The 14137-nt window shown below is 43.6% G+C and carries 17 protein-coding genes and 1 pseudogene; 6 read left to right on the top strand and 12 right to left on the bottom strand.

The window, feature by feature from the left end:
• Window positions 1-39: 39 nt before the first annotated feature.
• From ICN16_RS09710 to ICN16_RS09695, 4 genes are read left to right on the top strand one after another with little or no spacing between them, the layout of a single operon-like run.
• Window positions 40-984, top strand: coding sequence for a YdaU family protein (locus ICN16_RS09710; RefSeq protein ID WP_216137029.1), 945 nt, complete (start codon window positions 40-42; stop codon window positions 982-984).
• A complete protein-coding gene (locus ICN16_RS09705; RefSeq protein WP_216137026.1) occupies window positions 974-1216 on the top strand; it encodes a hypothetical protein in 243 nt (80 codons plus the stop codon). The genes ICN16_RS09710 and ICN16_RS09705 overlap by 11 nt, the downstream gene beginning before the upstream one ends.
• The gene (locus ICN16_RS09700; protein WP_216137023.1) at window positions 1213-1617 is read left to right on the top strand and encodes a hypothetical protein; all 405 of its coding nucleotides are present in this window, start codon (window positions 1213-1215) and stop codon (window positions 1615-1617) included. The genes ICN16_RS09705 and ICN16_RS09700 overlap by 4 nt, the downstream gene beginning before the upstream one ends.
• 3 nt (window positions 1618-1620) lie before the next feature.
• Entirely contained in the window at window positions 1621-2937 is a 1317-nt protein-coding gene (locus ICN16_RS09695; RefSeq protein WP_216137020.1) for a terminase family protein, read from the top strand.
• A gap of 226 nt (window positions 2938-3163) precedes the next feature.
• Here ICN16_RS09695 and ICN16_RS09690 read toward each other — a convergent pair whose 3' ends face one another.
• From ICN16_RS09690 to ICN16_RS09655, 8 genes are all read right to left on the bottom strand, one after another.
• On the bottom strand, window positions 3164-3655 hold the full coding sequence (locus tag ICN16_RS09690) for a Dps family protein (protein WP_216137017.1): 492 nt from the start codon (window positions 3653-3655) through the stop codon (window positions 3164-3166).
• A 27-nt stretch (window positions 3656-3682) separates the two neighbouring features.
• Window positions 3683-3901: a hypothetical protein gene (locus ICN16_RS09685; RefSeq protein ID WP_216137015.1), complete on the bottom strand. Its 219-nt coding sequence runs from the start codon at window positions 3899-3901 to the stop codon at window positions 3683-3685.
• 642 nt (window positions 3902-4543) lie between these two features.
• Window positions 4544-5242, bottom strand: coding sequence for a GntR family transcriptional regulator (locus ICN16_RS09680; protein WP_216137013.1), 699 nt, complete (start codon window positions 5240-5242; stop codon window positions 4544-4546).
• Window positions 5242-7059 (bottom strand): allophanate hydrolase, encoded by a 1818-nt coding sequence (gene atzF, locus ICN16_RS09675; protein ID WP_216137011.1) that lies wholly within the window; start codon window positions 7057-7059, stop codon window positions 5242-5244. Before atzF ends, ICN16_RS09680 begins: the two co-directional genes overlap by 1 nt.
• Window positions 7056-7841, bottom strand: coding sequence for an ABC transporter ATP-binding protein (locus tag ICN16_RS09670; protein ID WP_216137009.1), 786 nt, complete (start codon window positions 7839-7841; stop codon window positions 7056-7058). Before ICN16_RS09670 ends, atzF begins: the two co-directional genes overlap by 4 nt.
• On the bottom strand, window positions 7838-8605 hold the full coding sequence (locus ICN16_RS09665) for an ABC transporter permease (RefSeq protein ID WP_216137007.1): 768 nt from the start codon (window positions 8603-8605) through the stop codon (window positions 7838-7840). The genes ICN16_RS09670 and ICN16_RS09665 overlap by 4 nt, the downstream gene beginning before the upstream one ends.
• Before the next feature lie 6 nt (window positions 8606-8611).
• Window positions 8612-9607, bottom strand: a complete 996-nt coding sequence (locus ICN16_RS09660; protein WP_216137005.1) for an ABC transporter substrate-binding protein — start codon at window positions 9605-9607, stop codon at window positions 8612-8614.
• A gap of 527 nt (window positions 9608-10134) precedes the next feature.
• Window positions 10135-10440 carry a hypothetical protein gene (locus ICN16_RS09655; RefSeq protein WP_216137002.1) on the bottom strand — a complete coding sequence of 102 codons (306 nt, stop codon included), beginning with the start codon at window positions 10438-10440 and terminating at the stop codon, window positions 10135-10137.
• A 360-nt stretch (window positions 10441-10800) separates the two neighbouring features.
• On the opposite strand from ICN16_RS09655, the gene ICN16_RS09650 reads away from it, so the two are divergent.
• A complete protein-coding gene (locus tag ICN16_RS09650; RefSeq protein WP_216137000.1) occupies window positions 10801-11034 on the top strand; it encodes a hypothetical protein in 234 nt (77 codons plus the stop codon).
• 464 nt (window positions 11035-11498) lie between these two features.
• On the opposite strand, the gene ICN16_RS09645 is transcribed toward ICN16_RS09650, so the two are convergent.
• The 3 genes from ICN16_RS09645 to ICN16_RS09635 all read right to left on the bottom strand — a co-directional run bounded on the left by ICN16_RS09645 (window position 11499) and on the right by ICN16_RS09635 (window position 13022).
• Window positions 11499-12095 (bottom strand): helix-turn-helix transcriptional regulator, encoded by a 597-nt coding sequence (locus tag ICN16_RS09645; RefSeq protein WP_216136997.1) that lies wholly within the window; start codon window positions 12093-12095, stop codon window positions 11499-11501.
• Between the two features lie 18 nt (window positions 12096-12113).
• On the bottom strand, window positions 12114-12395 hold the full coding sequence (locus ICN16_RS09640; protein ID WP_216136995.1) for a hypothetical protein: 282 nt from the start codon (window positions 12393-12395) through the stop codon (window positions 12114-12116).
• 300 nt (window positions 12396-12695) lie between these two features.
• Complete coding sequence (locus tag ICN16_RS09635) at window positions 12696-13022, bottom strand: hypothetical protein (protein ID WP_216136993.1); 327 nt, start codon at window positions 13020-13022, stop codon at window positions 12696-12698.
• Between the two features lie 185 nt (window positions 13023-13207).
• On the opposite strand from ICN16_RS09635, the gene ICN16_RS09630 reads away from it, so the two are divergent.
• Window positions 13208-13531: a hypothetical protein gene (locus ICN16_RS09630; protein ID WP_216136991.1), complete on the top strand. Its 324-nt coding sequence runs from the start codon at window positions 13208-13210 to the stop codon at window positions 13529-13531.
• A 262-nt stretch (window positions 13532-13793) separates the two neighbouring features.
• Here ICN16_RS09630 and ICN16_RS09625 read toward each other — a convergent pair.
• A pseudogene (locus tag ICN16_RS09625) lies at window positions 13794-14137 on the bottom strand (peroxidase family protein); the annotation flags it as partial.

The raw sequence follows: 14137 nt of genomic DNA, 5'->3' as shown, positions 1-14137 counted from the left end.
TGCACGCAAGAAAAAAGAACTATACGGAGACAGATCGAGATGAATTACTACGAGCATCACATTGGAGATTACGCAGAAGCGACCGCACATCTTACATTCATAGAAGATGCAACCTACAGTCGCCTCATCAGAAAGTACTACGCCACAGAAAAACCACTACCTATCGAAATCAGGCTAGTACAAAGATTGATCAACGCACGATCAAAAGAAGAAAAAATTGCAGTTGTCTCCGTCCTCAATGAATTTTTTACCCTGACTGATGCTGGCTGGAGACAAGAGCGCTGTGATCATGAGATAGCCCGCTTTAAAGATAAGCAACTCAAAGCCAGGCGTAGTGCAGAAGGCAGGTGGCAGTCATTTCCAGCTGACGAGCCTCAGCCAGAAATCATCCCCAATAATGGATGCGTTCGCAATGCGATCGCATTGCGAACGCAATGCTCACCAGACACCAAACACCAGTCACCAGTAACCAATCTCCATACACCAGACAAACAAAACAATGGGGATGAAAAGGAAAAAATTCCCCAAGAGTCCACTACGCCATCCGACGAAGAAAAAGTTTTTCAGGGGCGCATCGAAAAATATAAAAGCTTTGCAGCCATGATCAGCAAAGAGGGTAGAGCCATTGCCGTAGACGACTACCGCATACGGGATATCGTCAATCTCGGAGTATCAGAAGCCGAGGTAGCAGAAGCTATCGCTACGGCCAAGGAAACACGCATGAAAGTCTCAAACTCAACCCCTATCAATGCTGGCTATGTCTTGGCCATCCTCAAAGGGGCGCGCAAGAAGGCTGAAACTGCTAATGCAGATGAAGATGTCTGGTGGAAAACCAGTGAAGCTATCGATGCTAAAGGTAGAGAGCTTGGACTGAAGGCCGAAATATCAGAGACGTATCCTGCTTTTAAAACCAGAATCTTTGCTGAGCTACGAAAGCGTAAGGAGATTAAGCAAATGTTGGAGGAGAAATCCAATGCAAGCTAACCACGCTATAGCTGGAGTGATTGATCGGCTAGACATGGAAGACTTCCCGATTGGATCAAAAGTGAAGACACCAAGTGGGCGCGTAGGCACTGTAGTCAAACACCGCGGAGCCCAAAGCCGTCATGACTTATTCCAAAGAATCATCATCGAGTTTGATGAGCCTATTGGAGACTCAGTAGCATTGCAACCCCATCTTTTGACTCTCATCCAAGACTCATCCCCTATCCCATGATTGAAAATAATCAAAAGAAATCAAAGGGCGGCGCAAGACCAGGGGCTGGTCGCAAGACGGGCAGCCTAACCAAGCGAACCCGCCAGATTGCTGAAGCTGTTGCTACGCAGGGGATCACACCTCTAGAAGTCATGATGAAGGTAATGCACCAGCTATACGAAGAGGCTGGCAATGTTCAAGAAGAAGAGCTGGGCGATAAGGCTTTAGCAAATGAAGCTCGTATCAAGCTTCTGAACATGGCTGCCACCGTAGGAAGACATGCCGCACCTTACGTACATCCCCGCTTATCTGCCATTGAGCACACCGGTAAAGATGGCGCACCACTTCAAAGTGGAGTCTTGGTTGTACCAAGCGCTATGAGCGTAGACGATTGGGAGCGGGCGGCCCAAGCAAAACACTAATCCATGAAAACCATCTGGGCACCATTGCCCGGTAGCCAAACCTTGTTTCTAACTTGCCCAGTGTATGAAGTGCTTCTAGAAGGTACTAGAGGAGGAGGTAAGACCGATACCCTACTCATGAGCTATGCCCAACATGTAGGCAGAGGCTTTGGTGATCACTGGCGGGGTACCCTCTTTCGTCTGACCTATCCCCAACTAGCTGACGTAGTGGCCAAGAGTAAGCGCTGGTTCTATCAAATCTTCCCAGGCGCCAAGTTCAATGAATCAGACTACGTCTGGAAGTGGCCAACAGGAGAGATGCTGTATTTCAGATATGGCGCTAATGAGGATGACTACTGGAACTACCATGGCCATGAATACCCCTGGCTAGGATTCGAAGAGTTAACGAACTGGCGCAACCTCTCTTTCTATGAAGCCATGCATTCCACCTGCAGGTCATCTCATCCAGGAATGCCAAGAATGGTGAGAGCCACCTGTAATCCATTTGGAGTAGGCCATGCATCAGTAAAGGAAAGATTTCAAATTGGGGCTATACCGGCGGGTCAAATTATTCGGCAAGAGGGTGCACTGCCTAGGGTGAGAATTCATTCAACGATTTATGAGAATACCCATCTCCTAAAAAACGATCCCAACTACCTCATGAGCCTAGAGTCACTAAGCGATCCAAACAGGCGTAGAGCCTGGTTAGAGGGAGATTGGGATATCCACGTGGGAAGTTTCTTGGAAGGCGTGTGGCAACCCTCTAAACACGTCGTAGAGCCCTTTGCTATTCCACCGATATGGAAGGTTTGGCGCTCTATGGACTGGGGGTATGCGCGGCCATATGCCGTCTATTGGTTTGCCTTATCCAATGATGGAGTCTATTACCTATGGAGAGAGCTCTATGGATATGGCGAGAAAGAAAACACGGGTACAAGGGAAGACGCCACCGTAGTAGCGGAGAAGATCAAGAAGATTGAGATACATGACCAACGCCTTGGCTATGAATACCGCATGAACCTAGCTGACCCATCTATTTTTTCAAAGATCGGGGCAGAGAGATCTATAGGCCAGATCTTCAGAGACAAAGGGGTGAAATGGACTGAAGCCTACAACGCCCCTAGGAGCAGAGTAAACGGAGCTCAAGAAATCATTCGCCTATTGGCTGAAGACAGGCTCAAAATTTTCTCAACCTGTAAGCACTGGCTAAGAACGATCCCACAATTACCCCCAGATTCATTAAACCCCGAAGACGTAGATACTGATGCTGAGGATCATGCTTGGGATGCAACTAGATACGGAGTTATGCGGGCGAGAAGAGTTGCCGATACTATTGTTTGATAAACATAAAGTCTGCTTTACATCTCATCTCTGCCGTTCAACTAAGTTTTTTTATGGCGCTTTACCGACAGAGAACGGTCAATAGCGGTCGTTAGAGCAAGGAGTTGAAAATCCTTTTATCGGTGGTTTGATTTCACTCCGACTCACCAGCAATACTAAAACTACCTTCGGGTGGTTTTAGTATTGCTGGTGAGCGAGATGTTGTTTTAAACTACATCAATAGGTTTTACTCCTCCAGCAAACTCCTTAGCATCCAAGCGGTTTTCTCATGGATGTCTTGACGCTGAGTCAGTAGATCTGCTGTGGGTTGATCGTTTGCCTTTTCGACTAACGGGAAAAGTTTGCGAGCGGTCTTTGCTGTAGCCTCTTGCGCCTTGACAAGATGTTTGACCATATCCATTGCCTTTGGGACCCCGTCAACTTCTTTAATTGAGGTGAGCTTTGAAAATTCTTTATAAGTGCCGGGCGCTGGCTCTCCAAGTGCTCTGATGCGTTCCGCTATTAAATCGAGAGCTGTCCACTGCTCTGTATATTGAGTCATAAACATGGTGTGAAGGGTGTTGAACATTGGGCCTTTCACATTCCAATGAAAGTTATGAGTCATTAAATACAAAGAATAGCTATCAGCCAAAAGCTCGGATAATCCTCTGGCAATAGCTTTACGATCTATTTCGCTGATGCCAATGTCTATGACATTCTTAGTTAATTTGGTGCCCATAACTTCTCCTTCGTTAAAAATGATGATTTATACAGCGGTGACATCAGCCTCAATATTTCTGCGAGTAGCATTGGAATAGCGGCAAACCTGATGAGCTATACCAATTAAGTCCTGAGCAACATTTCTATATAAGCCAGTTAAGGCTGCAGACGGTTTGACGACGATACCAAATCCTTGTGGGATTGGATCAATGTCAACACTGGCATTAATAGAAGCATCATCGGGTAACTTTACTTTTTTAATCAAGCCGCATGCTTTAGTGCCCTCATAAAGCAAGCCGAATAATCTGCTGCAAATGATTGCTTTAGGTTAGTTTCACTGTCACCCATTACTTTGTCAAATTTATTCACGGCGTTTTCCTTTAATTAAAAAATATGGTGACTCTGTAAATACTGGGATGCTGCAATAGCTACCCCAGCGATATCAATCGTGACCCCAACGATCAAGCGAGCTGGCTCCGTTTTTTTCAAGGCGTTGATGATCATGGTTGACCTCCATTGATGGTCGCAGTATTAAAGTATGTTGCCAAATCCTTCTCAAATCCATGATTTAGAAAATACAAGCTCTCAGATCCATTGTGATGATTCTTCATTCCTCGCTCCTATCTTTTATTAATGGCGATGGGGCGATTTTGGAGGAGGATATATTATCAGTCTAACGAATAATATTGGTACTAGTGATCGAAAAATAAGATAATGGGGCGCGTGATCCTCGGCCCCTTTCGATCCCGCCCGGGACCACAAAGAAGCACCAAAACCGCCGCCGAGTAGTTTTTCTTTCGCCGTCTGCATTGGGTTAATAACGGCTATCCAAGGCCAATGGATGATTGATCCATTGGCCTTGGATTTTTAATAAATACTTTCGGTCATCAAGCAACGTTGCCCGATATTACCCAAATGCTTGTTTTCTAGCGTCCTGCAGCATCCCAAGAGTAATCCTCCTTACTTCAATCTTACTTTGCTCAATATGTGCTTTTAGTAATCTTTGAGCCTCGTTGGCCCTGCCCGCCAAAATCGCTTTAATAATTTGACCATGCTCATCATAAGTGCAATTGATGCGATCACTCTTCGTGAAATCTAGTCTTCTAACAATCTTAATGCGTTCGGTGATTTCAGAATGCGTCTTTTGCATTTCTTTATTTCCTGATGCCTTAACCAATGAATTGTGAAATTGCTCATCTAGTATTCCAACATCCAAAGTATTGAAGCTACGCTTTGATTTTGGGATTAGCCAGATTTTATATAGATCCTTGAAGATTTGATTATCTCGATTGGAGTTGCAAAGAGCTTTAACGGCGTTTAACTCAATCAAGATGCGAAAGTCATAAAGCTCATCAAGTTTATCAAAATCTAAAGGCGCAACTTGCCAGCCAATTTTGGGAATGGATTTAATAAATCCACCATGCTGCAACTGCTGTAATGCTTGGCGCAGTGGAGTTCTACTTACTGATACGAGCTTGGCTAAATTACCTTCCGAGATTAAATCCCCAGGCATCATCTCAAAATTAAAGATCTTCTGTTTAATCTGATCATAGGCATGTTCTGCCAGACTGGAGAACTCGCTATTCATAGGAATAATAGACGACATTACTTTTGATCTCCTAACTGATGCATATAAGCTCTCCACCCACCAAGATCACTAATATCATTTGCACCTTCAATTGCATAGGGTTCACAAATAAACCCTTTTACCCATGTACCATCATCTAATTCAATACTGCCAAGACCTAGTGGAGCTGGAATGAGTCTTAAGAATGATCCTACTTCAGATGCTGGCATTGCATAGACCTCTATATCAATCGCGACTCCGTTTGACTTGGATTTTACTAGCCCAGGTTTTGGTGGGGTGGTGTTGGGTAGTGCAAATAGTCGATAGGATCTAGCGGATTTGCAGGACTTTATTAAATGAGCATGCCTCTCAGTTAACTGTGAATGCAAAGGCATACCTTGAAGGTGCGCTCCAACCACGGCAATTTCTATGCTGTCCTTATAATTACCCCTAATAGAGAGCTCAGTATGAGTTGCCTTGACATCGGATTTTCCCAGCGAGAGACCATATAAGATCTGCCATTGTGCTGCTAGTTTGAGTAGGGCGATGTCTGAACCTTCTTGCGCTATCAGCGTAACTCCAAAGGGCATACCTTTGTCCGTAAATCCAGCAGGAACTGCCACAGCGCATAGACGCATGAGATTTACGTAATTGGTATACATCCCCAATTCACTATTTTTTAAAATAGGGTGGCTTTTTAAATCCTCTAAGGTAGGATGATTAGGGGCGCTTGGCACCAAAATGACATCACATTTCGCCCATGTCTTCTTAGTCTCAATTTCTAACTCTTTTAACTGATAGATTGCTCTAAAGCCTTGTGCGGCTGTGTATGAGGAACCACTTTGAATAATCTGCTTCACACTAGAGTCAAAAGAATCTGGATTAGATATTAGAAAATCTTCTGTAACTGCAAAACGCTCTGATACCCAGGGACCATCATACAAAAGCTTACCAGCCCTAACAAAAGGCTCAATGTCTACTTGAACAAGTTCAACATCTAAGCCTTTTGCATTTTTAATGGCTTTAGCAAAAGCTTTTTGATACTGACCATCATCTAAAAATTGGCAGCCGAGAGGAATGCCTATACGAGGGGGCCTTCTAAAGTTGGAGATTAGTTTTGGGATTGGGTGGAACTGCGCCTCTTTGTCCCTATCAAGTTCAGTAGACTTGATAACATCAAGAACAATATCGGCGTCAGCAGCAGTGAGCGTCATGATGGATACGCAGTCAATTGACTTGCATGCGGGAAATACACCTTCGGTGCTTACCAGTCCCGGGGTGGGTTTAGTGCCGACGATATTGTTAAATGCTGCAGGAATTCTTCCTGAACCAGCTGTATCAGTGCCTAGGCTAAAGCAAACTAATCCTCTTGCAACTACTGAGGCAGAGCCAGAGCTCGAGCCGCCACTGACATAAGTGGGGTCAAACGTATTGGGAACAGCTCCGTAAGGTGAGCGAGTTCCAACTAAGCCGGTAGCAAATTGGTCTAGGTTGGTTTTGCCAATCAAGATGGCGCCAGCATCTATCAGTTTTTGGACAACTGTCGCATTCTTATTAGGATCAAATGCGAAGTCTGGACAGGCTGCAGTTGTTTCCCAGCCGAGCGCATCGATATTGTCCTTAATAGCAAATGGGATGCCGTATAGGGGTAAGTTGGCAATCATTTTTTCTTTGGCTAGCAATTCCAGATTTTTTAGCTGTTTACTAATGTTGATTTCTGTAGCAACGCAAATCCAGGCTGGATCTCTTGCCTCTTGAGAGTTATGGCGGATAGTCTCTAGCAGTTCATGAATATGCTTTTGTGGAGAAATCTGGCTAGATTGATATCGGTGAAGCAATTCTTTAATGGTGATCACGCTCTCATCTCCCGTTGAAATATTTCCAATGCCAATGCTTTGGTTCTAATAAACTCAGCCTCACTAACACTCTCAGGCGATCTTGGTTTTTCCATATCAAACGTCAGGTGCTCAGCAATTTTAGTAGGTCTGCGAGTTAATAGCAGAATCCTATCTGCCAAAAAGACTGCATCTTCTAGGTCATGCGAGACGATCATCATCGTCACACCAGTGCTTAAGTTGGCTTCTTGTAACTTAGCCCTGATAAATAATGTCATTTCAAAATCTAAGGCAGAGAAGGGTTCGTCTAAAAATAGGATTTCTGGCTTGGGCGCAAGAGCTCTCATTATTGAGACGGTTTGCATCTGACCACCGGAGAGTTCATATGGATATAAATTGAGATTAAATTTAATTTCAAATAAAGCTACGAGCTCATCAACCCGAGCCTTTACCTTTTCCTTAGATATTCCACTGCGCTTAAGAGGGTAGGCAATGTTTTCCCATGAAGTCATCCAAGGAAAAAGGGCATCGCGATAATTTTGAAACACATAGCCGATGGTGGTTTTGTCTAAGGTTTTTCCATCGAAAAGAACTTCTCCTGAATCAATAGACATCAAGCCAGAAATCATATTGATTAAAGTGGATTTGCCGCAGCCATTAGGGCCAAAGATCGAGATAATCTTTCCTTTAGGAATATCTAAATTGAAGTTGTCATATAAGACGGCTCCATTAAAGGACTTATCTAGCCCGCGGATGGTGACGTGAGTACCAATCTCTGCTGGTAAATCAAGTATGGTACTCATGCTTTTCCACCCCAATGAACAATACGTTTTTCTGAAATAAAAAATAAAAGATTGAGGACATAGCCTAGGGCGCCAGTAATAAGAATAGAGCTGTACATCTCCTTGACGTTGAAAACTTGCTGCGCATCAATGATGCGATGACCTAGGCCATTTTCAGAGCCAATAAACATTTCCGCCACAATCACAATCACCAGCGCCATGGATATACCCATCCGTAAACCTACAAACGTCTGGGGTAGGCTCTCCATTAGAAGGACATCCCTAAAGATATAGCGCATCGGTATACCCATGGTTTTTGCTGCGTTAACGCGAGTTTTTTTGGCATTCATCACGCCATAGGCGCTATTAAATAGGATGACCAACACAGCCGCAAAGGCTGCGATAGCAATCTTATTAATATCAGTAATTCCAAAGATCAGCATAAAGAGTGGTATTAAGGCAGAAGAAGGGGTTGATCTAAAGAAGTCGATCAAGAATTCGACGCTTCGATAAATTTTTTCATTACTACCTAAAATGACGCCTAATGGAACCCCAATGAAAGTGGCAATAGCAAAGGCATAGAAGGTGCGCTTAATCGTGGCGAATAAATCACCAAGGATGGCGCCACTCATAAATGAATCTGCCATAAAGGCCAGAGTTGCCCCAGGCGGTGGCAGCAAGATTGGCTTTACCCACTTCGCCTCCAAGATCAGGCTCCACAGTAGTAAAAGTGCAATGGGCCCAATCAATGGAAGAAGTTTCTGAAGGCGCTCTTTATTAATCATGAAATATTAGCCGCCGTAAATGAGGGGTTTAACATCCACAATCTTGGAGAAAATCTTGCGATCAGTAAAGACGTCGAAGTATTTCTGGAAGTAGGCAATATCACTAGATTTAAATTCGTTAAACATCACAAAATTTGCTAAAGGCACTTCTTTAACAACCGCCTCTTCAATTGCAGTAAAGCCATCAAGTGATTTTCTAGATTCTTCTGGATTCTTGCGGACAAAATCTACCCCCTTGGCATAGGCAAGAATGTATTTCTTTGCATCGGTAGGGCGTTCTTTAATGAGTTTGGTGGTCAATGATGCTGATCCACCAAACCAGGGTGCCATTGCATCACCCAGCATATATTTAGAAATAACACCTGCTTCCAATACGCGTGATACGCCCTTAACCTTCCCAATTGTTCCAGATGGCTCAAGGGTATAAACAGCATCAATTTGACCAGCAGCTAGCGCCGGAATATGTTGACCTACTGGCAGTTCGATTGGTTGAACATTTGGGAGTCCATTTTTTTCAAGAATGATCTTCGCTAGGGTTACGTTTTGAATGCCAGGTCCGCAGCCAAACTTAACATCTTTTGGAAGGTCTTTAATGGCTTTGACTTTGCTGTCTAGCGGCACCAAGACTTCATCCAATACATATTTGGCATTTGAAGGATTGCAGCAAATAATCTTAAATAGATTTGGTGAGGAAATTTCAGCGAGGGCCAACGCTGCAGAGGCTGTGCCGTTTGCAGAGCCCTGAATGCGACCGGCAATCATTGCTTCGGCAATTTGGTTTGGGCTGGCAAGCTTTACGCCCTCAACGTTAAGCCCTACTTCCCTAAAGTAGCCTTTTTCTAAGGCTACATAAAAAGGTAGTCCGCTAGCAATAGGCCAGTATCCAATCTGAATTTTGTCATCAGCTGCATTGGCAAGTGATGGGATAAGGCTTGAGGCTGCTGTAATAGCGCCTGCCTGCAATACCTGACGACGTCCAATGCTAAATGTGCTCTTGCTCATGTAAAAGACTCCTTTTGGTTGACAAGCGACAATTGATGTACTTACTTGTATACAAGTTTACCGATCAGCAATTAATCGGAATCACTGCCGCGCACCAATTGGATGCAAATAGTGACGAATTGCACTGAATATGTGCGGCTGCCGGGCGGAATTGCTTTTAATCGGCCTGGATTGTAGGTAAGCCCATTTAAAAGTGAGGGGTTGATTGTGAATACCTTTGTAATCAGAAAAATCTTAGCCAGTTTTTGCGTAATTGATGGGGTTGATAAAGGTTGCGTACCTTTATCTCCAGGTCGGCACCAGATAAACAAAATTAGTTATGATGCTTTACAAATCCCGCATTGAAATAATGGGTCTTTTAATAAAAAGTTATTCCCGTAAATACTCATGTCAAAACAAAGGGGGCGCGCGAGCCATTCTCGCAACCAAGAATTCCCCCAATATTGGCTCTAATGTAGGCGAAAGAGCTGCCCCCACTTATAGATGGCTCAGTATAGGAACTTGATTGTGATAATCAAAAGTGCACCTCACAATGACCCTTGTAAGAATCGTGCCACCACCTCCGCTAAAGGATTAAAAAAAGCGGGGTGGGCAACTAGGTCTGCAGCAGAATTAATAAAAATAGAGGTAATTGAAGTGGCTGTAAAAATAAGCACGCCAATCGGAACTATTTGCCGACGTTCATACCGATCGCATGCAGCTGCTGAGAATATTGAGTTAGATGAGCGGCCAATCATGGGCGTGGTAAGCGTGAGTAGAGCCGAGGGATAGGGGATTAAGAGCTCTGCCTCGATTGTCGGCAATGCGAGCAAATAAATACCGGTTGCAAGCATGGGTCAATCATAAGAGGGGTCGGCGCTATAGGCGGTGACAGGGTTTTACGGTAGGATCGCTGACAACCTTTGCTGCCGTACTTGGGGTGCAAGATGCAAGACCTCAATGCCACCTTTGGCTACATGATATTCCATAAAGGCGCCTTTTTAAATAAACAAAAGATTACGTAAAAAGAATTCTGGGGGTATGAGTTAAAACCCCCGCTTTTTAAGGCGGGGGCACCACAGAGAATGCAACGATTACCCCGTTGCATTTTGAATTTTAATAGGGATTGGTGCAATGTTCTGCCCCGTCTTTATGGGATTTTAGTATTTAAATGGAGTTAGATAATGTAAGCATCCTTAGCTCAATAGAGTCCCATGACGCTTATTCTTGCCGCCTTATTTTTAACGACAGCCATTGCAATCCTACTCTTTAAAAAGAAGGGGGATATTGGAGTTTTTATCGTGATTGACGCTGCCTTGTTGATCGCAATTGGTGTCGCTGAAGCCTCAGAATCTTTGCTGGACAAGTTGCAAAAAGTGTATGTGTATGAGCAGTATCCAAATTGGCTGGATGGAAATTTAATTGGATTTCTTGGGATGACAAATTAAAGGGTTGGGAGGTCAGGATTTTATGCATTAGTTCCGATGTCTTTAATTTTTCAAAGACTATCAAATTCGTCCAGTTGTATAAAGGCCATTAAGAATTTGAAATGACCGCCTTGTCGTGGTGAGCAACAGCAGTAGATCGCATTTCTAGAAAATTAATATTGATCCCTGTAGCCTATAGGTGCTGCAGACCTACTTTGCCTGATTATGTTGAGGTGGCTCTGCGGAGCCTTTTTAATAATTTGAGCTGCTGGTTAGGTTGCGCTCATCCAATGGGATGGGTGGCCATATGAAGCATTTGACCCTAATATATGCAATCACAATATTTGACTAGGCCAATATTATTTATTAGGAATTTTAAGCAAAAGGGGAGATAGTTCTACCTATCGCATGGGGTGGCGCTTATTCAATATCAGAAGAATGCGCAAATTATGAGGAAGCTGTGCTGATTTATCTATAAAAAATTACTAGCAAAGAAATTTTTGTGTGCGGGTTTTCAGAAGTGTTAGTGCTTTAAATACAGCCTCACTTTTTGAGTGTGCATCTAATTTTAGATAGATTGATTTTAGGTGATGCGTCACAGTATGAGGAGAGATTGCGAGGGTTCGACCTATTCCTTTTACTGACTTGCCTTTTGTAAGTAGGCCGAGGATCTGAATTTCTCTTGGTGTCAATTGCTTGAGGTCTGATCCGTTTTGTGCGATCGCAGATCCAGCATCGACCGCACCAATAAATCCCGCAATATCATAATTGGAGTCATAAATTATTGACTTGCTAAAGGTAATCTTGGTCTCGATAGTTGAGTTGGTTTGGACGTTGGATTCATGGCGCTGTTGGCTTGCTGGTTCAAGTAATGCCCTATCTGTGGCAACACATGTGCCGGCTAATTTTTTGGGTGCGACATCGTATACCGTATTCCCAAGAATTTTCTTCTTTGGAATTCCTAAAAAGTCAACAAATGCTTTATTGCAGTAGATATAGAACCCCTCATTATTTTTGATAAAGATGGGTATATCTAAATCATCTAGAGAGTTATCTCGAACGATAATTTTTTCGGATCTCATAACTTAAATAGTGGGTTTTTAGAAGCTTTGCCAATTAATCACAGCACGTTGAGTGCTTTGATTAATATTCATCGTATTACCGACTTGATTTATCGTTGCAGCTCCTGCCGCAACCTGTCCGCCCGTTGGCAATGCATTGCTTGCCAACGGCTCAGCGAGTAAATTAGTTGCTACGCACAGTGATGAACTAGAGAGAAGTGCGAAGAAGATTTTTTTCAAGCGCAGATCTGCGGCCTTCCCCTTTGGGAAAGCCGCAGAAGATACATCACAAACCGGCGGATTGAAATATGGCTTAATCACTATCACTTTTTGTTATTGCGTAAGACAAGTGACAGTCTAATTTTTGAATGAGCGTATTCCACTAGTCCCTAGGGACTATCTGCGCAAATTTAATGGTGAAAAAAAGCCTAAATCAAGGACTTAGGCTTTTTATTTTCCGGAGATGCTTTTCAAACCCTAAAACGCCCAACCTCCCCGAATCCAACCTTGCACAGCTAAAGAGGATGATCCATTGCGGTTGTCTGACCAAAAGGCTTTACTGAGCGTCGGCATGGCTAATTCCAAGCTGTATGCAACAGTGATATTTATTGGTTAAAGAGACTAATTCTTGATACTCGGCTCAAAATGAACAAGTTTAATTGCCGATAGGATCTCATTTCTATCAAATTCAAGCTCAATTGCATTTGATTCAGATGCGCTTCTTTGAGTGGCCCCCTTTTTATAGGCTTGATAAATTAAGGTGGTTGAGTATTGAGAGCTTAGGGTATTGCTTGGATGGGGATTGTGTTCAATGATGGATTTAAGGGTGCTCCGCCCAATAATGGCTTGGGGTGTTAACTCATCAGCAGCTAATGTATGTATTGAATGCAGTAACAGCATAAATAAAGTTGCCAGGTAGAATTTTTTCATTGCTTGATAGTCTTGCATGTGTATAAGAGAAGGATAATTTTAGTAATCAAGAGGCCCATGGAACATCCCATGAAATTGGGATGTTCGGAGCGCTGGCTGCTCCATAAAATTGAGTGGAAAAGCAAATAAATGCATGGACTTAGCTGGTTGCCTCCAAAGCAATTTTGTAACTTCGTTCACACCCCACTTAAAGGAGAATTTCAATGAAGGTATCTATCCACTTTACTCTGGCGTTATTTTTGGCGGCTCTTTTGTCGGGTTGTTCCACGCCGAAGGTAATAGAGGTAACTAGGCTCTCAGATAAAAGCTTGTCCTGCGAGTCCCTGAAAGAGGAGTATCGAAATGCAGAGCAGGCCAAAAAGGATGCTGAGGATGTAAAGGGTTTAAATGGCACAAATACTGCCGCTGCAATCTTTTTCCCAGTGGGAATAGTTGCCACCTATAGCAATGCCAATGAAGCCATAGCCGCAGCAGACAGCAGAATGATGAGGCTCTCTGATTTGATGGACAAAAAGAGCTGCAACTAGTATTGCTCAAGCAAGCAACAAATACTAACTAAAACAGCCATTAGCAAGTTAAAAATCTACTGGCTGGAGAAGGGCAGACCTAGGTTGTGTTGATCTTGTAGTCGATTGAGTGGGTGTCCGCAAGCGTCGGGGTGCACGCCTTAACCATCGAACCCCGAATGGGGGCGGTAAAAGTTGACCCCTATCACGTCATTCAAAATGTCAAATCTTGATGGAAAAAAGGGTGGCTATTGCCACCCTTGATATGTTACTTCAGGTTTATTTAGATAAACATATCTGTGTTCATCACTTTAGTCCATGCCGCAATAAAGTCTTCCACAAACTTTCCTTTGTTGTCATCCTGTGCGTACACTTCAGCGTAGGCACGTAGGATAGAGTTAGAGCCAAATACCAAGTCAACTCGAGTAGCAGTCCATTTGGTATCACCTGTATTACGCTCAACAATGTCGTAGCTATTTCTGCCGGTAGGTTTCCACTGGTAGTTCATGTCCGTTAGATTGATGAAAAAGTCGTTACTCAGCACCCCTTCTTTTTCTGTGAACACGCCCTGCTTAGCGCCGCCATAGTTTGTTCCAAGAACGCGCATACCGCCGACTAATACGGTCA

This window comes from Polynucleobacter sp. es-MAR-4 (genome assembly GCF_018882055.1).
Classification (GTDB): Bacteria; Pseudomonadota; Gammaproteobacteria; order Burkholderiales; family Burkholderiaceae; genus Polynucleobacter.
Note: the sequence above shows the minus strand (reverse complement) of the source record. Positions and strands in the feature narration are given on the sequence as shown.

What these genes read in the sequence shown, in the direction of transcription:
- ICN16_RS09710 (WP_216137029.1), top strand. Translation starts at nt 40, where the DNA reads ATGAATTACTACGAGCATCACATTGGAGATTACGCAGAAGCGACCGCA.
- ICN16_RS09705 (WP_216137026.1), top strand. Translation starts at nt 974, where the DNA reads ATGCAAGCTAACCACGCTATAGCTGGAGTGATTGATCGGCTAGACATG.
- ICN16_RS09700 (WP_216137023.1), top strand. Translation starts at nt 1,213, where the DNA reads ATGATTGAAAATAATCAAAAGAAATCAAAGGGCGGCGCAAGACCAGGG.
- ICN16_RS09695 (WP_216137020.1), top strand. Translation starts at nt 1,621, where the DNA reads ATGAAAACCATCTGGGCACCATTGCCCGGTAGCCAAACCTTGTTTCTA.
- ICN16_RS09690 (WP_216137017.1), bottom strand. Translation starts at nt 3,655, where the DNA reads ATGGGCACCAAATTAACTAAGAATGTCATAGACATTGGCATCAGCGAA.
- ICN16_RS09680 (WP_216137013.1), bottom strand. Translation starts at nt 5,242, where the DNA reads ATGTCGTCTATTATTCCTATGAATAGCGAGTTCTCCAGTCTGGCAGAA.
- ICN16_RS09670 (WP_216137009.1), bottom strand. Translation starts at nt 7,841, where the DNA reads ATGAGTACCATACTTGATTTACCAGCAGAGATTGGTACTCACGTCACC.
- ICN16_RS09665 (WP_216137007.1), bottom strand. Translation starts at nt 8,605, where the DNA reads ATGATTAATAAAGAGCGCCTTCAGAAACTTCTTCCATTGATTGGGCCC.
- ICN16_RS09660 (WP_216137005.1), bottom strand. Translation starts at nt 9,607, where the DNA reads ATGAGCAAGAGCACATTTAGCATTGGACGTCGTCAGGTATTGCAGGCA.
- ICN16_RS09655 (WP_216137002.1), bottom strand. Translation starts at nt 10,440, where the DNA reads ATGCTTGCAACCGGTATTTATTTGCTCGCATTGCCGACAATCGAGGCA.
- ICN16_RS09650 (WP_216137000.1), top strand. Translation starts at nt 10,801, where the DNA reads ATGACGCTTATTCTTGCCGCCTTATTTTTAACGACAGCCATTGCAATC.
- ICN16_RS09645 (WP_216136997.1), bottom strand. Translation starts at nt 12,095, where the DNA reads ATGAGATCCGAAAAAATTATCGTTCGAGATAACTCTCTAGATGATTTA.
- ICN16_RS09635 (WP_216136993.1), bottom strand. Translation starts at nt 13,022, where the DNA reads ATGCAAGACTATCAAGCAATGAAAAAATTCTACCTGGCAACTTTATTT.
- ICN16_RS09630 (WP_216136991.1), top strand. Translation starts at nt 13,208, where the DNA reads ATGAAGGTATCTATCCACTTTACTCTGGCGTTATTTTTGGCGGCTCTT.